This is a genomic window from Plantactinospora sp. DSM 117369, from assembly GCF_053764795.1.
Map to the genome: position 1 here is coordinate 9501157 of NZ_CM132446.1, position 22177 is coordinate 9523333.

Here is a 22177-nt window from a genome sequence, read left to right on the forward strand (position 1 = left end):
AGTACAACCAGCCGGAGGTACAAACAGTTTGTAGTAGGCTGCCTTTATGCCGATCGTGGGGCGGGTGGCCGAGCTGGCCGAGCTGACCTCGGCCTGGCAGCGGGCCGCCGGGGGCAACCCGGAGCTGGCGGTGGTGTGGGGTCGCCGCCGGGTCGGCAAGACCTACCTGCTCACCCACTTCGCCCGGGGCAAGCGGGCCGTCTACTTCACCGCCACCCGGCAGGACGCCGACGACCGGCAGCTCCGCCGGTTCGCCGAGGCGCTGCGCGAGCAGCTCGGCGACGAGGTGACCGACCTGGCCCCGGCGACCTTCCCCGACTGGGAGGCCGCGCTGCGGTTCGTCGCCCGGCTGGCCCGCACCGACCCGCTGCTCGTGGTGCTCGACGAGGCGCCCCGGCTGACCGGCGGGCACGCCGACTTCGCCGACACCGTCTCCGCGGTCTGGGAGAACCACGTCCGCGACCAGCGGCTACTGCTGGTGCTTTCCGGGTCGGCGGTCGCGGTTATGGAGCAGATGCTCGGCCCGCAGGGCGGGCTGCACCGCCGGGCCGGCGTCGAGCGCCGGATGGACCCGTTTCCCCTGCTGGACGCCCGGGCCTTCCTGCCCGACCTGGCTCCCGAGCAGTTCCTGGAGGCGTACGCGGCCTGCGGCGGCTACCCGCTGCACCTGAGCCGCTGGTCGGCGCGGCGCTCCACGGAGGAGAACCTGGACGAGTTGGCCTTCACCCCCGGCGGCCTGCTGCTGCGCGACGCGCCGGACATCCTCTCCGAGGACCTCGACTGGCGGGGCGGCTACGAGCGGGTGCTGACCGCGATGGCCGGCGGCGCCCGGCGGCGGTCCCGGATCGCCGGCCGCGCCCAGCAGCGGATCGACTACACCCTTGACCGGCTGCGCCGGGCCGGCTACGTCCGGGCGGTACGCCCGGTCGGCGCGGGCGGCTCGGCCGACCCGATGTACGAGATCGCCGACGACTACCTCGCGTACTGGTTCGCCGTGCTGCGCGACGACGCCGACCTGATCGACGGCGGGCAGGGGCCCGCGGTCCGGCGACGCACCTGGGGGCGGTGGCAGACCCACCTCGCCCGGGTGTTCGAGGCGGCCGCCCGGGAGCACGCCCAGCGTCTGGTGGCCACGGGTGCACTGCCCGCCGAGACGGTGGTCGGCCGGTGGTGGAAGGACGAGACCGTCGAGATCGACGTGCTCGGCCTGGCCGGCGACGATCCCGTACTCGTCGGCGAGGCCCGCTGGCAGACCAGACCGCTCACCCTGCGCGACCTGACCGACCTGCGGCGCCGGGCCGGCCACCTGCCGCCGCCCGGACCGGCCGGCCTGACCTTCGGGCTCTGGTCGCGCGGCGGTGGCGACGAGACGCTGGCCGGCCACCCGGAGGTCCGCACCTTCACCCCGGCCGACATGCTGGCGAGCACACCCGGCCGGCGGTCCGGCCGGCGCGGCGGATGAAATTCGGTGGAGCGGGAGCTGAGCCGCAGGTAGGCTTGCTGCCCGCTTGACGGCCGAGGTGAGAAAGCACCGCAGCGGACGTCCCCGCGCCGGGTGCCGGCCATCCGCCCCCGGATACGCGAGCGAGCAGCCGACGCGCTGACGCGCCGATGGGAAACCAGCATGCCCGCACAGGACCTCGACACCGACCTGGATCACGAACGCGCACACCTGGCCGCCTCCCGGGCCGCCCTGCGGCGGATGCGGGAGCACGCCGAGTCGCTCTTCCGGACCGGCCAGGACGTCGCCGGTGACGCGTACGCGGCCGAGACGCTCGGCCGGACCCTCTCCCGGCGAGTCGCCGAACTCGCCGACGATCCGGGCACCCCGCTCTTCTTCGGCCGCCTCGACTTCGCCGACGCCAGCCACCACATCGGGCGGCGGCACGTCACCGACCCGGCCGGCGAGCCGATGGTGCTGGACTGGCGGGCCCCGATCTCCCGCTCGTTCTACCGGGCCACCGTCCGGGACCCGCAGGGGGTACGGGTCCGGCGGCGGTTCGGCTTCGGCGCCGGCCAGCTCACCAGCTTCGAGGACGAACACCTCGACCGGGGCGAGGAGTACGGCACCGCCAGCCGGATCCTGACCGCCGAGATCGAACGCCCCCGGGTCGGGCCGATGCGGGACATCGTCGCCACCATCCAGCCGGAGCAGGACGAGCTGGTCCGGGCCGAGCTGGCCGACTCGATCTGCGTGCAGGGGGCGCCGGGGACCGGGAAGACGGCGGTCGGCCTGCACCGGGCCGCGTACCTGCTCTATCTGCACCGGGAGCGGCTGCGCCGGTCCGGGGTACTGGTGGTCGGGCCGAACCGGGCGTTCCTGTCGTACATCTCGGCGGTACTGCCGGCGCTGGGCGAGGTCGAGGTGACCCAGACGACCGTGGAGGACCTGCTCGGCACCCCGGTACGTGCCGTGGACCCCCCGGCCACCGCCGGGCTGAAGCACGATCCCCGGATGGCCGAGGTACTGCGCCGGGCGCTGGCCGGCCAGTTGCGTGCACCGGAGGAGCCGATCGTGGTCTCCGACGGCTCGTACCGGTGGCGGGTGACGGCGGAGGCGCTGCGCCGGATCGTCGAGGAGGCCCGCCGGGAGGGGCTGCCGTACGCCACCGGCCGGGAGCGGGTCCGGGCCCGGGTGGTCGGGCTGCTGCAACGGCAGTCGGAGGCCCGCCGGGGCGACTCACCCGGCGAGAGCTGGCTGCGCCGGATGGGCCGGTCGAAGCCGGTCACCGAGTTCCTCGACCACTGCTGGCCGGCGGTCACCCCGGACGGGCTGGTGCACCGCCTGCTGGCCGACCCCGAAGCACTGGCGGCCGCCGCCGACGGGCTGCTCACCGAGGCCGAGCAGGCCCTGCTGACCTGGTCGAAGCCGCCGCGCACCCCGAAGGCGACGAAGTGGACCGTCGCCGACGCCGTACTGGTCGACGAGGCGGCCGGGCTGGTCGAGCGGCTGCCCAGCTTCGGGCACGTGGTGGTCGACGAGGCCCAGGACCTCTCCCCGATGCAGTGCCGGGTGATCGCCCGGCGCAGCGAGCACGGCTCGATCACGCTCCTCGGCGACCTCGCCCAGGGCACCGCCCCGTGGGCCGCCACCGACTGGCGGGAGTCGCTGCGACACCTCGGCAAGCCGGACGCCTCCGTGGTGCCGCTGACCATGGGGTTCCGGGTACCGGCCGCGGTGGTGGCGCTGGCCAACCGGCTGCTGCCGGCGCTGGCCGTGGACGTACCGCCGGCCGAGTCGCTGCGCTCCGACGGCACGCTGGACATCCGTACCGTGACCGACCTGCCGGCGGCGACGGTGGCCGAGGTGCGGACGGCGCTGGCCCACGACGGCTCGATCGCGGTGATCGCCGCCGAGGCCGAGACGGACGGGCTGCGCACCGCCTTGGCCGGTGCCGGCATCCCGACGGCGAGCGCCGACGAGGTCGAGGCGGCGGCCCGGGTCACCGTGGTGCCGGCCACCCTGGCCAAGGGTCTGGAGTACGACCACGTGATCGTGGTCGAGCCGGCCCGGATCGTGGCGGCGGAACCGCGCGGCCTGCACCGGCTCTACGTGGTGCTGACCCGGGCGGTCTCCCGGCTCGCCGTGCTGCACAGCGAACCGCTGCCCGCACCCCTGTGACCGGAGGCGGGGCGCCGCCCGGCCAGAGTTCGAGGGGGAACACCAGCATCCGCCTGGCCGGCTGACGACCCGTTGGACCGCCCGAAACCTACTTGGTGCGGTAATGGGCTTTGTATTGTAAACTCGTTTACGTGACCGGGAACTTTGACGACGACCGCACCGGAAGCCCCACCGACGACCGCGACGAACTGCCGCCCCCCGACCCGGCCGCCGCACTGCGGCTGATCGCCGAGCAGCAGGCCGAGGCGGCCCGCAGGCTCAGCCCCAACCTGCTCTGGTACTACTGGCCCTGGGGGCTCGCCTGGCTGATCGGCTTCGGCCTGTTCTTCCTGCGCTTCGGGCCGGACGGCCGGGTCTTCGTCGACCTGCCCACCTGGCTGCCACTGCTCACCCTGCTCACCCTGCTGGTCGCCGCCGGGATCATCTCGGGGATCGTCGGCGGCCGGACGTACGGGCAGGTCACCGGCGACTCCAACCGGCGCGGCCTGTGGTACGGCCTGGCCTGGGGTCTCGGGTTCAGCGGCATCAGCACGGTGCTCGGCCGGGTCTCCGACCACCTGCCCGAGGACGTCGCCGGACTGCTCTGGGCCGGCGTGGCCGTCGGGCTCACCGGCGCCCTGCACATGGCCGGCGGCGCGATCTGGCTGGACCGCAACCTGTTCCGGCTCGGCGTCTGGATCAGCGTCATCAACATCGCCGGGCTGATCGCCGGCTCCGGCTGGCACGCCCTGGTGATCTCGGTCCTCGGCGGCGGCGGGATGCTGGTGGCCGGGGTCCACTTCCTGCTCCGCGACCGGGTTCGCAGCCGGAACCTCGCCGCCGGCATGCCGGGCACCCCGAGCGGGAGCGCCCGGAGCGTCTCGTGACCGGCCTTCCCGAACTCGACCCCGTGATCCACGCACAGGCCCGGTTACGGGTGACCGCGACCCTCGCCACCCTGCGGGGCGGCGACCGGATCACCTTCCCCCGGCTCCAGGACATCCTCCAGATGACCGCCGGCAACCTCTCGGTGCACCTGCGCAAGCTCGAAGAGGCCGGCTACGTCGAGATCGTCAAGACCCACCACGGCCGCACCCCGACCACGCTCGTCGGGCTCACCCAGCGCGGCCGGTTCGCCTTCGAGGAATACACCCTGGCGGTACGTGCCCTGCTCGATCCGCCCCAGACGGAGGAGAAGCCATGATTCTCGCCCGCGCCGTCCAGGCCACCCGCCGGTACGGCGACGTCACCGCCCTCGACCGGGTCGACCTCGAACTTCCGGCCGGTGAACTGGTCGGCCTGCTGGGCCCGAACGGCGCCGGCAAGAGCACCCTGCTGAGCCTGCTGGTCGGGCTGCGCCGGGTCAGCTCCGGCCGGGTCGAACTCTTCGGCGGCGACCCCCGCGACCCGGCGTGCCGCCGGCAGATCGGGATGACGCCGCAGGAGACCGGGCTGCCGCCCACCCTGCGGGTCGGCGAGGTGGTCGACTTCGTCTCCGCGCACTACGCCGACCCGGTCCCCCGGGCCGAGTTGCTCGGCCGGTTCGGCATCGACGACCTGGTCCGGCGGCAGACCGGTGGCCTCTCCGGCGGGCAGAAGCGCCGGCTGGCAGTCGCGCTCGCCTTCGTCGGCCGTCCCCGGCTGGTCTTCCTGGACGAGCCGACCACCGGACTGGACGTGACCGCCCGCCGCGAACTCTGGGACGGCATCCGCCAGTTCCACGCCGACGGCGGCACGGTGCTGCTGAGCAGCCACTACCTGGAGGAGATCGAGGCGCTGGCGCACCGGGTGGTGGTACTCGGCCACGGCCGGGTACTCGCCGACGACAGCGTCAGCGCGATCCGCGACCTGGTCGGGGTACGCCGGGTCAGCCTGGTCGCCCCGGAGTTGCCGGCACTGCCCGGGGTACGGGCCGTGGAGCGGGTCGACGGCGTCACCCACCTGCTCACCACCGACGCGGACCAGCTCGTCCGGGACCTGGTGCGCAGCGGTGTCCCCTTCGCCGACCTGGAGATCCGGCCGAGCAGCCTGGAGGACGCCTTCCTGGCCATCACCGAGGCGCCGTCCGACCGCCGGGCGCAGTCCGAGCCGCAGCCACAGCCCGCCCCCCAGCCCGCCGACGTGTGACGGAGGAACCGATCGTGCGACTCTCGCTCGTGCACGCCAGATACCAGTTGCTGGAGACGGTCCGGATCCCGATCGCGCTGGTCGGCAGCGCCTTCTTCCCGGCCGCCTCGATGCTCTTCTTCGTCGTCCCGTTCAGCGGCGACGATCCGGTGATCGCCACCTACGCCACCGCCTCGATGGTCACCTTCTCGGTGATGAGCACCAACATCTTCCAGTACGGCATCGGGGTGGCCGAGGACCGGGCGCAGCCCTGGGACCCGTACCTGCGGACGCTGCCCGCCGGGGCCGCACCCCGGTTCGCCGGGCGGATCCTCGCCGGCCTGATCCTGACCCTGATCTCGCTGCTCCCGGTGGTGGTGATCGCGGCGGTGGCCACCGAGGCCCGGCTGACCGGCCCGGCCTTCCTGGCCGCGCTCGGTACGGTCGTGGTGGTCGCGGTGCCGTTCACCCTGATGGGGCTCGCGATCGGCTACTCGCTGCCGAGCAAGGCGGCGATCGTGGTCGCCCAGGTCGTCTTCTTCCCGCTGGCCTTCGGCGGCGGGCTGCTCTTCCCGCCCGGCGACTCGCCCGGGTTCATCGAGGCGATCGCTCCCTACCTGCCGACCCGGGGCGCGGTCGAGCTGATGTGGGCGGCCGTCGGCGACTTCCCGGTCGACCGGCTCTCGCTGGTGATGCTCGGCGTCTGGGTCGTGCTGCTGGCCGCGATCGCCGGCTGGGCGTACCGGCGGGACGAGGGGCGCCGGTTCAGCTAGTCGGGTGTCGCCCGCCGGGCGAGCACTTCCCGCTGCACGGTGATACCACGGAGTCATCCTGATGACACCGTGGTATCACGCGCGAAGGGCATATGGCTGCTGGCCAGCCAGATCCCGGAGCCGGTAGTCAGCGGCACACCGGGCCCGGGCCGGGATCGAGGGTCTGACGGGGGTGCGGATGCCGGCTCGACTGCTCTGCGAAGGTCCGGGACGAGATCGACCGGCCTGTTCCCGGTGACCGCCGCGACTCCTCGCCTTAGTTAGTCGGCGGCGCGGCGGGTCCGGACCGGGACCACGAGGGGGCCGTGTTCCCCCTCGATCACCCGGACCCGGGCCCGGTAGTGCGTACCGAGCAGGTCGTCGGTGAGCACCGCCCGGGGCGGGCCGTCGGCGACCACCGCACCGGCTGCGACCAGCACCATCCGGTCGGCGTACTCGCCGGCGACCGAGAGGTCGTGCATGGTGGCCAGCACCGTCAGTCCGTGGTCGGTGCGGAGCTGGTCGACGAGTTCCAGCACCTCCTGCTGGTGACCGATGTCCAGCGCACTGGTCGGCTCGTCGAGCAGCAGCAGCGGGGCGCCCTGGGCCAGCGCCCGGGCCAGGAAGACCCGCTGCCGTTCACCCCCGGAGAGGGTCGCCAGCGGCCGGGCGGCGAACCCGGTCAGGTCCAGCCGGTCCAGTACGTCGTACGCGACCGCCAGGTCGGCGGCGGACTCCCGGCCCAGCGGCGGCACGTACGGGGTACGGCCGAGCAGCACGTAGTCGAGTACCGCCATTCCGGCCGGCACGACCGGGGACTGCGGCACCGTCGCCACCGTCCGGGCCCGGTCCCGGCGGCGGAGCCGGGCGATCGGCGTACCGAAGAGGGAGACCGACCCGGTGCTGGCCGGCAGCAGCCCGCCGACCGCGCGGAGCAGGGTGGATTTGCCGGCGCCGTTGGGTCCGATCACGGTGACCCACTCCCCGGTCCGGACCGAGAGGCTGACCCCGGTCAGGATGCGTGCCCCGCCGAGGGTGATGCCGAGGTCGGTCACCTCGACGGCGACACCGTTCGGGACGCCGGTCGGGGCGGTCGTCCGGGTCGAGGCGGTCATTCCGCCACCCGCCGGGTGGTGCGCAGCACGATCGCGAAGAACGGGCCGCCGAGCAGCGCGGTCACCACGCCGATCGGGATCTCGGCCGGTGCGGCGACGGTCCGGGCAGCCAGGTCGGTCAGGGCCAGGAAGGCGCCGCCGAAGAGCACCGACAGCGGCAGCACCGCCCGGTAGCTCGCCCCGGCCAGCATCCGTACGACGTGCGGGACGATGACGCCGACGAAGCCGATCAGCCCGGAGACCGAGACTGCGGCGGCGGTGGCCAGCGAGGCGGCGGCGACCAGCAGCAGCCGGGAGCGCTGCGGGTGCAGCCCGAGGCTGCTCGCCTCGTCGTCACCGAGCGCCAGTACGTCGAGTTCGCGCCGGTGCACCAGCACCACGGCGGTGGTGAACACCGCGTACGGCAGCACCACCAGTACGTCGTGCCAGCCGGCGGTGGCGAGCCGGCCGAGCATCCACGAGTAGACCTCCTGGATGCTCTCGGCGTTGCGTTGCAGCAGGTAGGTCTGGCCGGCGGCCAGGAAGGCGGAGACTGCCACCCCGGCCAGGATCAGCGTGGCCGGGGAGCGGTCCCGGCCGCCGGCCGCGCCGAGCAGGTAGGTCAGCAGCACCGCGCCGAGCGCCCCGACGAACGCGGCCAGCGGCACCGTGACCGGCAGCCCGACCGTGACGTCGGCGCCGGTGACCCCGCGCACCACGATCACGGCGGTCACCGCGAGACCGGCTCCGGCGGCGACGCCGAGCAGGTGCGGGTCGGCCAGCGGGTTGCGGAAGACGCCCTGGTAGCAGCCGCCGGCCAGGGCCAGCATCCCGCCGACGAGCAGGCCGAGCACCACCCGGGGCAGCCGCAGCTCGGTGACGATGGCGATCTCGCGCTCGTTCAGGCCGCTGTGCAGGTGTACCCCGGGCACGAGGTTGAGCAGCTCGATCGCGACGCCGCCGGGCGGCAGGCTGACCGGCCCGAACGCGATGCCGGCCACCGCTGCGGCCAGTACCGCCGCGAAGCCCGCGACCAGCCATCGGCGACGCAGCCCGGCGGGCCGGGTGGGCCGGCCGTCCCGGGCGGCACGACCGGGCACGACCGGGGCGGCGGGGCGGGCCGGGGCACCGGCTGTGCTCAAGCGGGCACCTTGGCGACCGCGTCCACGATCACCCGGAGCAGCTCGACCACCCGGGGGCCCCACCGGGACGCGACGTCGTCGTCGAGCCCGACGACCTGGTTGTTCTTCACCGCGGTCATCCCGGACCAGCCCTTGCGGGCCGAGACCGTCTGCGCGGACTGCTGGCAGCACTTGGTGTCGGCCAGGAATACCAGGTCCGGGTCGGCCTTGATGATCGCCTCCTCGCCGAGTTGCGGATAGCCGCCCTTGGAGCCGTCGGCGTCGGCGGGGTCGGCGATGTTCTCCAACCCGACCATGGCAAACAGCGAACCGACGAAGGTCTTGCTGGTCAGCGAGTAGTACTCCGGGCCGAGCTCGTAGAAGTAGCTCAGCTTCGCCGGCCGCTGCGGCACGTCCGCCACCAGCTTCTCGATCTCGCCCTTCATCCGGCCGACCAGGTCGGCCGCCTCGGCCGGATGCCCGGTGAGCGTGCCGAGGTCGGTGAGCTGGCGGTACGTGTCGTCCAGCGTCTTCGCCGCCGGTGCCAGGTAGTACGGGATCTTCAACTGGCCGAGCTGGTCCACGATCTTGTTCAGGTCGTTGGTGAGTACCACCAGGTCGGGGTTCTTCGCCGCGATCGCCTCGGCGTTCGGGGTGAACGCCGACAACTCGGTCTTCGGCGCCTCGGCCGGATAGTTCGAGTTGTCGTCGACGGCGGCGACCTGGCCCCCCGCGCCGATCGCGAAGAGCATCTCGGTGGCGGTCGGGCCGAGTACGACGATCTTCTCGGGGCGCTTGTCGAGGGTGAGGGTGCCGACGGTCACCGGATAACTGGCGCCGCTGGCGCTCGGCGCCGCCTCCTGCCCGGGGTCGTCGGCGGCGCAGCCGGTCAGGGCCAGCGCCGCGCCGGCCAGCAGCGCGGCCAGCAGTCGGGGCGTACGTCGGGTCATCGGTCCTCCTGTCGGGTGAGGTCTGGTGCTCCGCCGACAGGTGCCTGTGCCCCCCGCCCACGGGGCGCCCTTCCTCGAAGGCGCTTTCCGCGACCGCACCGCAGGCGACCTGGCTCATCCTCCGCATGCCGGGCTCGGGGCCGCCCGAGGGCGGCGAGCGGGTGCGGGAGGCATCACAGTTGCGGGACAGCGCCGGTTTCACACCGGCTTCGCTGCGGGGTGGTCGGGGCAACGGTAGCGCATCCGCTCCGTGACCCGGCAGCGGCATAGCGCCATCCGTACACCGTTCCCGCTGATCAGAAGCTGTCCGGGCGGCCGCTCAGGACGGGCGGACCTTTCCGGCGGCACGTGGCCGGGGACGGGTTTCCGTCGGGTGAGCCTCGTAGAATCCGCCGAATGGCCCTCCCCACCGACCAGCGGACCGGCGACGCCCTCGACGTGCTGCGCCGGGTCTTCGGCTACGACAGCTTCCGAGGCGAGCAGCGCGAGATCATCGACCAGCTCGTGAACGGCGGCGACGCGCTGGTGCTGATGCCGACCGGCGGCGGCAAATCGCTCTGCTACCAGATCCCCGCGCTCGTCCGGGACGGGATCGGGGTGGTGATCTCGCCGCTCATCGCGCTGATGCAGGACCAGGTCGACGCCCTGACCACCCTCGGGGTACGCGCCGGCTTCCTCAACTCCACTCAGGACTTCGAGGCCCGCCGACTGGTGGAGACGGCCTTCCTCGCCGGTGACCTCGACCTGCTCTACCTCGCCCCCGAGGCGCTGCGCTCGGAACACGTGCTCCGACTGCTCGACCGCGGCACCATCGCGCTGTTCGCGATCGACGAGGCGCACTGCGTCGCCCAGTGGGGCCACGACTTCCGCCCCGACTACCTCGCCCTGTCGATGCTGCACGAGCGGTGGCCGGCGGTCCCCCGGATCGCGCTGACCGCCACCGCCACCCCGGACACCCATGCCGAGATCGCGGCCCGGCTCAACCTCAAGGACGCCCGGCACTTCGTCGCCAGCTTCGACCGGCCCAACATCCAGTATCGGATCGTGCCGAAGCGGGAGCCGAAGAAGCAGCTCCTCGACCTGCTCCGCACCGAGCATCCCGGTGACGCCGGCATCGTCTACTGCCTGTCCCGGGCCTCGGTGGAGAAGACCGCCGAGTTCCTCGTGCAGAACGGCGTACCGGCCCTGCCCTACCACGCCGGGCTGGACGCGCCGACCCGGGCCGCCAACCAGCAGCGGTTCCTCCGCGAGGACGGGCTGGTGATGGTCGCGACGATCGCTTTCGGGATGGGGATCGACAAGCCGGACGTACGCTTCGTCGCCCATCTCGACCTGCCGAAGTCGATCGAGGGCTACTACCAGGAGACCGGCCGGGCCGGTCGGGACGGCCTGCCCTCCACCGCCTGGCTGGCGTACGGGTTGCAGGACGTGGTGCAGCAGCGCAAGCTGATCGAGGGTTCCGACGGCGACCTGGCCCGGCGCCGGGTGCTCGGCACACACCTCGATGGCATGCTGGCGCTCTGCGAGACGGTCCAGTGCCGGCGGATCCAACTGCTCGGATACTTCGGCCAGCAGAGCGGGCCGTGCGGCAACTGCGACACCTGCCTGAGCCCGCCCGAGTCCTGGGACGGCACCATCGCGGCGCAGAAGCTGCTCTCCACGGTGCTGCGCCTGCACCGCGAGCGCGACCAGCGGTTCGGCGCCGGCCAGTCCATCGACATCCTGCTCGGCCGGCAGACCGAGAAGGTCACCCAGCACCGGCACGACACGCTCAGCGTCTTCGGCATCGGCACCGAACTGACCGAGTCCGAGTGGCGCGGCGTGGTCCGGCAACTGCTCGCCCAGGGGCTACTGGCGGTCGAGGGCGACTACGGCACGCTGGTGCTCACCGAGACCAGCGCAGACGTCCTCGGCAAGCGGCGCGAGGTGATGATGCGCCGCGAGGCGCCCCGGGCCGCGTCCACCGGCCGGGCCGCGAAGCCCCGGGCCGCCGGGGCCGCCGCCGTCGCGCTGCCGCCGGACGCCGAGCCGGTCTTCGAACGGCTCCGGGCCTGGCGTGCGGCCACCGCCAAGGAGCAGGGCGTGCCGGCGTACGTCATCTTCCACGACGCGACGCTGCGGCAGATCGCGGCCGAGCCGCCGACGACCCTGGCCGAGCTGGCCGGGGTCAACGGCGTCGGGGAGAACAAGCTCGCGAAGTACGGGCAGCAGATCCTGGACGCCCTCGCCGGATGAGGCGCCCCCGAGCCCGCCACCGAGCGGGCTCGGGGGGTCGGACCGCTACGAGCTGGTGATCGTCACGTTGTCGATCGCCGCCTCCACCAGGCTGGCCCCGGAGGCATCGGCGGCTTGCACCAGCAGCCGCACCGATTGCCCGGCGTACGCCGACAGGTTGGCGGTGGCGGTCGTCCAACTGCCGTTGCGGTTGCTGGCCGCGCCGGCCTGGTTGAGCAGTTGGCTGGTCCCGCCGCTGTGCACGACGCTCACCCGCAGGTAGTCCGCGGACGAGGCGTTCGACCCGTGCGCGAGATACCAGGCCAGGGAGAGCGTCAACGTCCCGCTGCCGGGCAGCGTGATCGCCGGTGACTGGGCGGTGCTCAGGCCGCCGTCCACGTCGTGGTCACCGGCCGCCGCGCCGGCCAGCCGGCCGGTGACCAGATCGTTGCTGCCGGCGTACGGGGCGAGCTGCTTGGCGCCGCTGGAGGTGGTCGCCTGCGCGGTACCCCGTTCCCACGCCCCCGAGGTGGCGGTGTCGGTGCCGGCCGGGTTGACGGTCCAGCCGGTCGCGGTCTCGAAGGTGTCCGACCAGACCGTGGTGCCGCCGCCGGTGCCGCAGTACGTCGCCTGCAGCCCGACCACCCGGTACGGGCAGTCTGCGTACTCGCTCAGGATCAGCACCGCCTCCCGGTTGCGGGAGGTCTGCGCCGGGATCACCTCGTCGGGCGGGTAGAAGCCGCCTCCACCGGCCGAGCCCGGGTACATCTCGAAGGTGTACGCGAAGATGTTGTGGGTCGCCCACATCCAGTCCAGGCTGTCCCCGTCGGTGATGTAGAGGTCGCTGGACTGCTCCGGGGTGTAGCCGTTGGTGGCCGCCATCTGCTGGCCGAGGGTTCGGAAGGTTCGCTCCTGGTCGGCGTTCAGCCCCGGCCCGGTGTTCGCGGTGGTGTAGCCGTACGGCCAGAGCACCAGCTCCGAGTAGGTGTGGAAGTCGATGTTCACCTTGATCTGCTGGGTACCGCCGACGACCCGGCTGTTGACGAAGTCGCGCAGCCGGGCGGTCTCCGGCGCGGAGAACGCCGACGGGCCCCGGTAGGTCTCCGAGGAGGTCGAGCCGGACGAGCCGCCGCAGCAGCCCCAGTTGTAGCCCCAGTTCCGGTTCAGGTCGGTGCCGACGTTCGACGACCCGCTGTTCGGCTGCCGGTTCTTCCGCCAGGACCGGTAGGAACCGGTGGCGATGTCGTACTCGCTGCCGTCCGGGTTGACCGTCGGGACGATCCAGATCTCCCGGCTGTTGACGATGTTGGTGATCCGGGAGTCGGAGCCGTAGTTGTCGGTGAAGAGGTTGAGCAGGTAGATCGCCATCTCGACGGTCAGGTGCTCGCGGGCGTGCTGCTGCGAGTTGAACAGGATCTCCGGCTCGTTCTCGTCGGTGCCGACGTTGTCGGAGATCTTGATGACCGGCAGGTCGCGCCCCTCGTAGGAGGTGCCCATGCTGGACCGGCGGGCGATGGTCGGATGGTCGGCGACCACCTGGTTGAGCACCGCGTTCAGCTCGGCGTAGTTGTGGTACGCCGAGTCGGCCGGCGGGAAGTCGAGCACTCCCACGTCGCCGTGCTCGTGCTGGCCGCGGTCCGGCGCCGCCGGTACGGCCGCCACCTGGAAGCCGAGCGCGGTGATCGCCTTCACCTCGGCGGCGGTGGCGGTGACGTAGAGCGTGCCGTGCTCGACGTAGTCGATGCTGGTGCCGGTGGCGGCCACCGCGTTGCGGTCGGCCAGGGTGCGTGGGCCGGTCACCCGGTATTCGGCGCTGGTCGCCGAGCCGGCCTCGGCCCGGTCCGGTCGAGCGCTGGCGGCGCCGGCCGCCGGGCCGATGCCGGCCACCACGAGTCCAAGCACGACGGTGCCGGCGAGCGCGCCGGCCCGGGCCCGGTGCCGGATCGACGGCCCGGACGTCCAGGTGCGGAAGGGCATGTAAACCTCCTGGGGGTAGGGAGGACTCCGCTGGGTAGTGCACACTGCACCATCCGTACCATGGTCATATCAATATGGATCACTTGGCGTCCCATGCCAGTTGGACCCTTCTCCCGGCAAAGATTTTCTTAGCTTGAACATCTGGCGAAAGTTCCTGCCGAGCGGAATAGTGGCGACAGGACCCCGACCTTCGTCCCCCTGCGGAGCATCGATGGCCAGTTCGCCGAACCAGATCAGCCGACGCACCTTCACCCTCGCCGGCCTCTCCGGCCTGGCCCTGCTCGGCACCGGCGTGCCGGCCCGGGCCGGCGCCGCGACCGGCCGCCCCCGCCCGGCACCGCACGACGAGCAGATCACCTGGCAGGGCTTCTCCAGCTACGCCGACTGGCGGCGCGGCACCCACCAGGGCACCATCGCCCTTCCCGGCGCGCGGACCGGGATCACCATGCTGCGCCCGGCCGGCAGCACCGAATACGCCGATCCGCACACCGGCACCACCCGCACCTGGTCGTACGCCACCTGGACCTCGCCGGTCACCCCGGTCGGCTTCGACGCCAGCGAACTGGTCGCCTCGTGGAACGCCGAGACCCCGGCCGGCACCTGGATCCAGGTCGAACTCCAGGGCACCTACAACACCGGCGCCCGGACCCCGTGGTACGTCATGGGCCGGTGGGCCGCCGGCGACCAGGACATCCGGCGTACCAGCGTGAACCGGCAGGGCGACCCGTACTCGACGATCTGGACCGACACCTTCTCGATCGACGACGTCGCGACCGGGGTGCTACTGCGGGCGTACCAACTGCGGCTGACCCTCTACCGCGCGCCGGAGAGCCGCCGCTCCCCCCGGGTCTGGCTGCTCGGCGCGATGAGTTCGCTGGTGCCGGACCGGTTCACCGTGCCGGCGAGCACCGGCCGGATCGCCTGGGGCCGGGAGCTGGCGGTGCCCCGCTACTCGCAGAACATCCACGCCGGGCACTACCCCGAGTACAACGGCGGCGGCCAGGCCTGGTGCTCGCCGACCTCCACCACCATGGTGCTGGAGTACTGGGGCCGGAAGCCGTCGGCCGAGCAGACCTCCTGGGTCGACCCCAGCTACCCCGACCCGTCGGTCAACCACGCCGCCCGGATGACCTACGACTACGCGTACGAAGGCTGCGGCAACTGGCCGTTCAACACCGCGTACGCCGCCTCGTACGGGTTGGACGCCAAGGTGACCCGACTGCACTCGCTGGACGAGGTGGAGCACTTCATCAACGCCGGGATCCCGGTGGTGACCAGCCAGTCCTTCCTGGCCGAGGAGCTGGAGGGGGCCAACTACGGCACCTCGGGGCACCTGTTCGTGGTGGTCGGCTTCACCGCCGACGGCGACGTGGTGGTCAACGACCCGGCGTCGTCGGCCAACGACGCGGTGCGCAATGTCTACCGGCGGGACCAGTTCGAGCAGATCTGGCTGCGGACCAAGCGGATCAACGCCAGCGGCGGGGTCTCCGGCGGGTCGGGCGGGATCGCGTACCTGATGAAGCCGTGCGGGAGGCCCTGGCCGAAGCTGGCCGGCTCGACCAACTGGTAGCCGCACCGACGCCAGCTCACCTGGGGAGGATCACCGGCCCCGTACCCGGCCAACGGCGTCCGGGTGCGGGGTCGGTGCCGTGCCGGCCGTGCCTACGCCTTGTCGGTCGGCTTCTCCGCGTCGGTCGGCTTCTCCTCGCCGGCCAGCGCGGCGCGCAGCCGCTCCTTCTCGGCCCGGCGCTTCTCCGCCGCCCCGGCCAACTGCTGGGCCATCTCGTCCCGCCAGCCGCGCAGCAGGAAGAACGCCAGTGCGGCGGAGAACGCCACCGCCAGCATGAGCTTGAGGAAGAGGTTCATCTCGACCGGCCAGAGCGCCAGGGCGACCGCCACGAACAGCCCGATCCGGCCCAGCGTGTACTTCACCGCGGGACTCATCTGCGCATCTCCGATCAGTTCGTCCGGCCGGCGAGCCAGCGGACGCCGACAAACCAGACCAACGCGTACGCCACGGCGAAGACCGCCGCGGCCACCCCGCCCGAGACCAGTGGCGGGGTCGACTCGGCCAGCCCGGCGGCGAGCAGTCCGGCGGCGATCCCGACGGCCGCGGCCACCAGTGCCGCCGCGACCCGGGCGGGGCCGAACCGCCAGGCCCGGAACTCCTCGACGAAGATCCAGGCCGGCAGGACCACCGCGAGCCACCCGCTCGCCCGGCCGAACTCGCCGAGGCCGACCAGGGAGGCACCGAGGTCGATGACGAGCAGCGCCACCAGCCCGACGACCACCCCGACCAGGGCGACGCCGAGCAGGTCGGCCAGGACCACGATCCGCCCCTGGTCGTCCCGGCGGGGAAAGGGTGCCCGCTCGCTCCGCTCGGTCATGCCGCCTCTCCGCTGCGCTCCACCGGCAGACGTCGACCCCGATCCGCGCCCGCTCCGCCCGCTCATGACCTTTCGAGGGTACGTGAGCGGGCGCGGAACCACCCCTGCCGGGCCGGGCGGTGCGCACGGCGACAGCGGAGCACCCGAGTACCGGTCGCCGGCCTACCCGGCCCGGAGCGCCTCGGTGGGCGGCATCCGGGCGGCCCGGGCCGCCGGGTAGAGCCCGGCGAGAGCGCCGGCCAGCAGGCTGCCGAGCAACCCGCCGGTGAGCGCGTCGACCGGTACCACCACCGCCCAGTCCCGGGCGGCGGCGTAGCCGATCGTGATTCCCGCCCCGATCACGGCTCCGGCCGCACCACCGGAGACGGACAGCAGCACCGACTCGGTCAGGAACTGCCGCCGTACGTGCGCCCGGGTCGCGCCCAGTGCCCGGCGCAGCCCGATCTCGCCCCGCCGCTCCAGTACCCCGATCACCATGACGTTGGCGATCCCGACGCAGCCGACCAGCAGCGCCACCGCGCCGAGCCCCAGGAACAACCCGGTGTACGCCGCCTCGGCCGCCGCCCTGGCGACCAGCGCGTCCGACGGCCGGCTCACCTCGACCTCGCTCGGACTGGCCGGGTTCGCGACCATCGGCAACTGCTCCCGGACCCTCGGCACGGCCTCCTCGGCCGACCGCTGGTAGATCCGGGTCGGCAACCCGTCGAAGCCCAGCCGCTCCATTGCCACCGGTACCCCGACCAGCACCGCCGAGTCGACGGCCGGTTCGAGGACCGCCGGCCCGAGTACTCCGACCACGGTGAACCAGTGACCGGCGAGGAAGATCTGCGGGCTGCTGCGTACCTCGGTGATGCCCAGCCGGCGCGCGGCGGCGGAGCCGAGCACGGCCACCGGGTACCGCTCGGTGGCGGCGTTGAGCCAGCTTCCGGAGGCCACCGGCACCTCCAGGGTCGCCGGCAGGCCGAGGCTGGCCGCCAGGATCGCGATGCCGCCGCTGTTGCCGGCCGGCATCCGGTCGTGCCGGTAGACGCCGCCGTCGACCCGGCCGACGTGCGCGGTGGCCCGCACCCCGGGCAGCCGGGCGATCATGGCCGGCGCCTCGGCCGGCAGGTGGGCGTCCTCACCGGTGAGCGACTTGCCCGGCTGCACGGTGAGCAGGTTGGTGCCGAGCGCGTCGATCTGGGCCAGCAGCCCGGCCTGGCTGGACGCGGAGATCCCGAGCACCGCGACGACGCAGGCGATGCCGATCGCGATGCCGAGGCCGGAGAGGGCCGCCCGGGCCGGCCGGCCCCGGATGCCGAGCAGGCCGAGCGGCAGCACGTCGGCCGCCCGCAGCCGGGACCGGGGCAGCCGGCCCGCGAATCCCGCGCCGGTCATCCGGCCACCCCCGTCGGCTCGGCGCGGTGCGCTAGCGGCGGCTCGGCGGTGCGCTGGTCGGAGACGACCCGGCCGTCCCGGATGCCGATCCGGCGGGGCAGTGCGGCCGCCAGCCCCGGGTCGTGGGTGATCACCACGACCGTGGTGCCGTCACCGTTCAGCTCGCGCAGCAGTGCCAGCACGGCCGCGCCGGAGCGCGAGTCGAGGTTTCCGGTCGGCTCGTCGGCGAGTACCACCGCCGGGTCGCCGACGACCGCGCGGGCGATCGCCACCCGCTGGCACTCACCGCCGGAGAGCTGGCCGGGGCGGTGCCGTAGCCGGTGCGCCAACCCGACCCGGTGCAGCGCCGCCACCGCCCGCTCCCGCCGCCGGGCCGCCGGCAGGCCGGTGTAGAGCAGGCCGGTGGCGACGTTGTCGACGGCGGAGAGCGTCGGGGTCAGGAAGAACTGCTGGAAGACGAAACCGATCCGGTACGCCCGCAGCGCGGCCAGCTCCGCTTCCCGCATCCGCCCGGTGTCCCGGCCGTCGACGTAGACGGTGCCGCCGGTGGGCCGGTCCAGGGTGCCCATCAACTGGAGCAGGGTGGTCTTGCCGGAGCCGGACGGGCCGACCACGGCCAGCAGTTCGCCCCGGTCGACGCGCAGGTCGACGTCGCGCAGTACCGGCAGGTCGCCGTACCGCCGGGAGACGGCGCGCAGTTCGAGGACGGGTCCGCCGCTCGGTCCGCTCACAGCGTCGGCACCTCCACCTGGTCGCCCTCGGCGAGTCCCGCCCCAGAGACCTCGACCCGGCCGGAGGTGAACATCCCGGTCCGCACCGGTACGCTCCGCCGGCCGCTCTCCGGGCCCACCACGACCACCGCGTACGCCCCGTCGGGTCCGACGGTCAGCGCCTCCACCGGCACGCTGAGTACGCCGCGCCGGGTCTCGGCCGGGAGGGTGACCGTGGCCGTCCCCTCGGAGACCCCGCCGAGTTGGCTCTCCGGTGCGGTGATCCGCACCTCGACCGGCACCGTCTGCGGGCAGGAGTTCCCCTGGCACCCGGTCGGCTGCCCACCGGCCTGTGCCGCCGTACCGCCGGGCAGGCTCTGACCCTGGCTGGACGAGGTCTGCGCGGCGCTGCCCAGCGTGGCCACCGTGCCGTCGACGGTACGGCCGGTCGGCAGTTGCACCCGGACCGCCTGACCGACCCGGACCAGCGCCCGGTACGACAGCCGCAGGTCGAGCTGGACACTGTGCCCGGTGCCTGTCCCGGTCAGCACCGTCTCGCCCGGCTGGATCCGCTGGCCGATCAGCGGCTGCACCGCCCCGACCCGGACCGCCCCGGGTGTCACCAGTACGTCTCCCGGGGCCAGCTCGCCGGTCTCGTCCACTCCCAGGTCGTCCTGCCAGCGCCGCACCGCCCGGGCGGTCGCCGCCGTGTAGGAGTCGTCGACGGTCAGCCGGTCAGGATCGGCGTGCCCGAGGTCGACCAGGTTCCGCTCCAGTTGCCGTACGTCGGCGCCGCTGCTGCCCGGGGCGAGCGGCCGGTAGAACGGCACCGAGCCGTACAGCAGCGGGATCGGGCGCAGGTCGACGCCGAGGATGCGCTGCCCGCGCTCGACCACCTGGCCGGGCCGGGGCACCCAGGTCACCGTCCCGGCCACCTGCCCGACGAGCTGGTACGCGCCGGCGAAGCCGAGCCGGCCGGTCGCCTGCACCGAGGAGACCAGATCGGACCGGGTCACCGGCCGGGTCGGCAGGGTCGCCGCCGCCGGGCGGGGTTCGGTGGGCTGGCGGCCGACGTACCGGTAGCCGACCAGTCCGGTGGCGGCCAGCAGCAGTATCGCGGCGGCGCCGGCCAACCGGCGCGGCCAGCGCCGCCCGGAGCCAGGCGGCGGGCCCGGCTCGTCAGGGGCTACCACGCCGGGGACGGGCGCCGGGAACGGTTCGTCAGGAGCTACCGCGCCGGGGACGGGCGCCGGCTCGGCGGGGACCGCCGCCGCGCGTCGGTGGGGCGTGGCCGGCACAGGTGCGGTCACTTCGTCTGCCCCGTTCCCTTCGGCCCGGCCGGCATTCCGTTGACCAGGTCGGCGTACTTGGCCGGCAGGTGTTCCCGGCAGGCCTGCGCGGCCGGCCGCCAGTTCGGCGCGGAGAGCAGGTCGCCGTCCAACCGGAGTCCGCCGTCGGCCGGCGGGTCGGGCATGTCGACGCCCCGCTCCCGCATGCACCGGGCGAACGCGAGCAACTGCTCGGCCATCTCGTCCTTCGTCGGTGCGCCGGCCGCCACCGCCGCCGAGTCCAGCGCCACCCGGCACTCGGCACGGGCCGCCTCGTACCGCTGGTCGCCGCGCAGCTCCGGCTCCGCGAAGCCGGGAAAGCCCCGCTCGTCGAAGACCGGATCGGGTACGTCGTAGCCACGCTCGCGCATGCACGAGCTGAACTGGAGCGCGGCGGCCCGCAGCTCGCCGGCCGGGTCGGCTCCGCCGGACGCCGCCGAGGTGCCCGTACCCGCGCCGCCACCCGGGTCCGGCCCGTCGCCGCCGCCGCAGCCGGGCAGTGCCAGCCCGATCAGCAGGGCGAGCGCGGCGACCGGTACGCCGCCGATTCTGGTCCGCATCCGCTGGTTCCTTCCGTTCGAGATCCGTCCGGGCCAGCATCGGGACCGGGGTGTCAACAGGAGATGCGCGGAATTCTTGAGGTCGTCTTTAAGCCAGGGGGCGTTTACTCGACGACATGCGGGTTCTGGTTGCCGAGGATGACGAGATACTGGCCGACGCGATCGCCCGAGGGCTGCGGCAGCACGCGATGAGCGTGGACGTGGCCCTGGACGGGGCGCAGGCGCTGGAGCGGGCCGGCACCACCCGGTACGACGTGGTGGTGCTCGACCGGGACCTGCCGGAGGTCCTCGGCGACGAGGTGTGCCGGCGGCTGGTGCACGACGGCGGCCAGCAGACCCGGATCCTGATGCTCACCGCCGCGTCGACGCTGGCCGACCGGGTCGAGGGGTTGAACCTCGGCGCCGACGACTACCTGCCGAAGCCGTTCGCCTTCGCCGAGCTGGTCGCCCGGGTGCACGCGCTGCTCCGCCGGGTCGCTCCGGCCCGGCCGCCGGTGATCGAGCGGGCCGGCATCCGGCTCGACCCCGCGCAGCGGGTGGTGACCCGGGACTCCCGCTACGTCCGGCTGGCTCCGAAGGAGTTCGCGGTGCTCTACGTCCTGCTCTCCGCCGAGGGTGCGGTGGTGAGCGCCGAGGAGTTGCTGGAGCGGGCCTGGGACGAGAACGCGGACCCGTTCACCAACACCATGCGGACCACCATCGGGACGCTGCGCAAGAAACTGGGCCAACCCGGTGTGATCGACACCGTGGTCGGCGCCGGCTACCGGATTCCGTGATGGCCGGCCGAAGCGCGGCCCGGCGCATCGTGGGCGCCCGGAGCACGGCCCGGCCCGAGGTGGCCGGCCGGGGGTGGCGGCTCCGGCTCACCGTGCGGGCCCGGCTCACCCTGCTCTACGCCACCCTCTTCGCGCTCTCCGGGGCCGCGGTCGCCACGCTGATCATCACCCTCACCTTCGCCCCGTCGTCGCAGAGCCAGCCGCCGCAGAAGGCCGTCGAGCTGCGGAAGAGCGCGTCGCCGCCACCGGCCAAGTTCACCGCGACGCTGGACGAGCTGAACCAGGCGGACGGAGTGCTCCAGGCCAAGGAGGCGGCCCGCCGGGAGCTGCGGGAGCGGCTGGTCCGCAACTCCGCCCTCACCATCGGGGTGATGACGCTCGCCTCCGCCGGGCTGGGCTGGCTGATGGCCGGTCGGGTGCTCCGGCCCGTACACCTGGTTTCCGGTACCGCCCGGCGGCTCTCCCAACGCAACCTCGACCAGCGGATCCCGGTCTCCGGGCCCGACGACGAGTTGCGGGAACTCGCCGAGACCTTCAACGGCATGCTGGACCGGCTGGAGACGGCGTTCGAGGCGCAGCGCCGGTTCGCCGCGAACGCCTCGCACGAGCTGCGCGCCCCGATGACCACCTCACGGACCCTGGTCGAGGTGGCGGCGGCGACGCCGGGCGCCAGCCCGGACCTGGCGGTGCTAGCCGGGCAACTGAGTACGGTGCTGGACCGGCAGGACCGGATCGTCACCGGGCTGCTCGCGCTGGCCCGCAGCGAGCACGGCACCAGTACGCTCTGCCCGGTCCGGCTGGACCGGCTGGCCCGGGAGGCGCTCGACCGGCGCGCGGCCGAGCTGGCGGAGCGGTCGATCGAGGTGCGGGCCGGGCTGCCGGCCAGCACCGTCTCCGGTGATCCGGTCCTGCTGGAGCTGCTGGTGGACAACCTGGTCCGCAACGCGGTCCGGCACAACCATCCCGGGGGTACCGTCTGGATCCGCACCGACGGGCCGACCATCGTGGTCGAGAACACCGGCCACGAGGTCGATGCCGAGCGCCTGGGTGAACTGGTCGAACCGTTCCGGCGGGGCCGGCAGGACCGGGTGTACGGCGGCGGTGGCGCCGGCCTCGGACTGGCCATAGTGGACGCGGTGACCCGCGCGCACGGCGGCCGGTTCACCCTGACCCCCCGCCCCGGCGGCGGCGTACGGGCCGACCTGGCCCTCGGCTGAGCCGTCC

20 protein-coding genes are annotated in these 22177 nt (G+C 73.3%); 10 read left to right on the forward strand and 10 right to left on the reverse strand.

Annotated features, from left to right (window positions below):
• The first annotated feature begins 46 nt into the window (after nucleotides 1-46).
• The 6 genes from ACSMXO_RS40835 to ACSMXO_RS40860 all read left to right on the forward strand — a co-directional run bounded on the left by ACSMXO_RS40835 (nucleotide 47) and on the right by ACSMXO_RS40860 (nucleotide 6480).
• Complete coding sequence (locus ACSMXO_RS40835; protein ID WP_346258755.1) at nucleotides 47-1462, forward strand: ATP-binding protein; 1416 nt, start codon at nucleotides 47-49, stop codon at nucleotides 1460-1462.
• Nucleotides 1463-1624: 162 nt separating this feature from the next.
• Nucleotides 1625-3622, forward strand: a complete 1998-nt coding sequence (locus tag ACSMXO_RS40840) for a HelD family protein (protein WP_455416021.1) — start codon at nucleotides 1625-1627, stop codon at nucleotides 3620-3622.
• Between the two features lie 131 nt (nucleotides 3623-3753).
• On the forward strand, nucleotides 3754-4488 hold the full coding sequence (locus tag ACSMXO_RS40845) for a transporter (RefSeq protein ID WP_346258753.1): 735 nt from the start codon (nucleotides 3754-3756) through the stop codon (nucleotides 4486-4488).
• On the forward strand, nucleotides 4485-4805 hold the full coding sequence (locus ACSMXO_RS40850; RefSeq protein WP_455416022.1) for a transcriptional regulator: 321 nt from the start codon (nucleotides 4485-4487) through the stop codon (nucleotides 4803-4805). Before ACSMXO_RS40845 ends, ACSMXO_RS40850 begins: the two co-directional genes overlap by 4 nt.
• Nucleotides 4802-5728: an ABC transporter ATP-binding protein gene (locus ACSMXO_RS40855; RefSeq protein WP_346258752.1), complete on the forward strand. Its 927-nt coding sequence runs from the start codon at nucleotides 4802-4804 to the stop codon at nucleotides 5726-5728. Before ACSMXO_RS40850 ends, ACSMXO_RS40855 begins: the two co-directional genes overlap by 4 nt.
• Nucleotides 5729-5742: 14 nt before the next feature.
• Nucleotides 5743-6480, forward strand: a complete 738-nt coding sequence (locus ACSMXO_RS40860; protein ID WP_432876066.1) for an ABC transporter permease — start codon at nucleotides 5743-5745, stop codon at nucleotides 6478-6480.
• Between the two features lie 260 nt (nucleotides 6481-6740).
• Here the strand turns inward: ACSMXO_RS40860 and ACSMXO_RS40865 are convergent, their stop codons facing one another.
• The 3 genes from ACSMXO_RS40865 to ACSMXO_RS40875 are packed head-to-tail and all read right to left on the reverse strand — an operon-like array spanning nucleotide 6741 to nucleotide 9624.
• Nucleotides 6741-7574 carry an ABC transporter ATP-binding protein gene (locus tag ACSMXO_RS40865; RefSeq protein WP_455416023.1) on the reverse strand — a complete coding sequence of 278 codons (834 nt, stop codon included), beginning with the start codon at nucleotides 7572-7574 and terminating at the stop codon, nucleotides 6741-6743.
• On the reverse strand, nucleotides 7571-8653 hold the full coding sequence (locus tag ACSMXO_RS40870) for a FecCD family ABC transporter permease (protein ID WP_455419427.1): 1083 nt from the start codon (nucleotides 8651-8653) through the stop codon (nucleotides 7571-7573). Before ACSMXO_RS40870 ends, ACSMXO_RS40865 begins: the two co-directional genes overlap by 4 nt.
• Nucleotides 8654-8691: 38 nt before the next feature.
• Nucleotides 8692-9624 (reverse strand): ABC transporter substrate-binding protein, encoded by a 933-nt coding sequence (locus tag ACSMXO_RS40875; RefSeq protein ID WP_455416024.1) that lies wholly within the window; start codon nucleotides 9622-9624, stop codon nucleotides 8692-8694.
• Nucleotides 9625-10020: 396 nt separating this feature from the next.
• Here ACSMXO_RS40875 and recQ point away from each other — a divergent pair, with 396 nt between their 5' ends.
• Nucleotides 10021-11859, forward strand: coding sequence for a DNA helicase RecQ (gene recQ, locus ACSMXO_RS40880; RefSeq protein ID WP_455416025.1), 1839 nt, complete (start codon nucleotides 10021-10023; stop codon nucleotides 11857-11859).
• Nucleotides 11860-11904: 45 nt separating this feature from the next.
• On the opposite strand, the gene ACSMXO_RS40885 is transcribed toward recQ, so the two are convergent.
• The gene (locus tag ACSMXO_RS40885) at nucleotides 11905-13815 is read right to left on the reverse strand and encodes a M14 family zinc carboxypeptidase (protein ID WP_455416026.1); all 1911 of its coding nucleotides are present in this window, start codon (nucleotides 13813-13815) and stop codon (nucleotides 11905-11907) included.
• A gap of 211 nt (nucleotides 13816-14026) precedes the next feature.
• On the opposite strand from ACSMXO_RS40885, the gene ACSMXO_RS40890 reads away from it, so the two are divergent.
• Nucleotides 14027-15385, forward strand: coding sequence for a C39 family peptidase (locus ACSMXO_RS40890; RefSeq protein ID WP_455416027.1), 1359 nt, complete (start codon nucleotides 14027-14029; stop codon nucleotides 15383-15385).
• Nucleotides 15386-15477: 92 nt separating this feature from the next.
• On the opposite strand, the gene ACSMXO_RS40895 is transcribed toward ACSMXO_RS40890, so the two are convergent.
• The 6 genes from ACSMXO_RS40895 to ACSMXO_RS40920 all read right to left on the reverse strand — a co-directional run bounded on the left by ACSMXO_RS40895 (nucleotide 15478) and on the right by ACSMXO_RS40920 (nucleotide 20177).
• The gene (locus tag ACSMXO_RS40895) at nucleotides 15478-15759 is read right to left on the reverse strand and encodes a DUF4229 domain-containing protein (RefSeq protein WP_455416028.1); all 282 of its coding nucleotides are present in this window, start codon (nucleotides 15757-15759) and stop codon (nucleotides 15478-15480) included.
• Between the two features lie 14 nt (nucleotides 15760-15773).
• Nucleotides 15774-16202, reverse strand: coding sequence for a hypothetical protein (locus ACSMXO_RS40900; protein WP_455416029.1), 429 nt, complete (start codon nucleotides 16200-16202; stop codon nucleotides 15774-15776).
• Nucleotides 16203-16364: 162 nt separating this feature from the next.
• Nucleotides 16365-17579: an ABC transporter permease gene (locus ACSMXO_RS40905; protein WP_455416030.1), complete on the reverse strand. Its 1215-nt coding sequence runs from the start codon at nucleotides 17577-17579 to the stop codon at nucleotides 16365-16367.
• Nucleotides 17576-18310 (reverse strand): ABC transporter ATP-binding protein, encoded by a 735-nt coding sequence (locus ACSMXO_RS40910; protein ID WP_346258741.1) that lies wholly within the window; start codon nucleotides 18308-18310, stop codon nucleotides 17576-17578. The genes ACSMXO_RS40905 and ACSMXO_RS40910 overlap by 4 nt, the downstream gene beginning before the upstream one ends.
• A complete protein-coding gene (locus ACSMXO_RS40915) occupies nucleotides 18307-19482 on the reverse strand; it encodes an efflux RND transporter periplasmic adaptor subunit (protein ID WP_455416031.1) in 1176 nt (391 codons plus the stop codon). The genes ACSMXO_RS40910 and ACSMXO_RS40915 overlap by 4 nt, the downstream gene beginning before the upstream one ends.
• 113 nt (nucleotides 19483-19595) lie before the next feature.
• Nucleotides 19596-20177, reverse strand: a complete 582-nt coding sequence (locus tag ACSMXO_RS40920; protein ID WP_455416032.1) for a hypothetical protein — start codon at nucleotides 20175-20177, stop codon at nucleotides 19596-19598.
• A 116-nt stretch (nucleotides 20178-20293) separates the two neighbouring features.
• Between ACSMXO_RS40920 and ACSMXO_RS40925 the strand changes: the two genes are divergently transcribed.
• Complete coding sequence (locus tag ACSMXO_RS40925) at nucleotides 20294-20953, forward strand: response regulator transcription factor (RefSeq protein WP_346258738.1); 660 nt, start codon at nucleotides 20294-20296, stop codon at nucleotides 20951-20953.
• Complete coding sequence (locus ACSMXO_RS40930; protein ID WP_455416033.1) at nucleotides 20953-22170, forward strand: sensor histidine kinase; 1218 nt, start codon at nucleotides 20953-20955, stop codon at nucleotides 22168-22170. The genes ACSMXO_RS40925 and ACSMXO_RS40930 overlap by 1 nt, the downstream gene beginning before the upstream one ends.
• Nucleotides 22171-22177 lie beyond the last annotated feature (7 nt).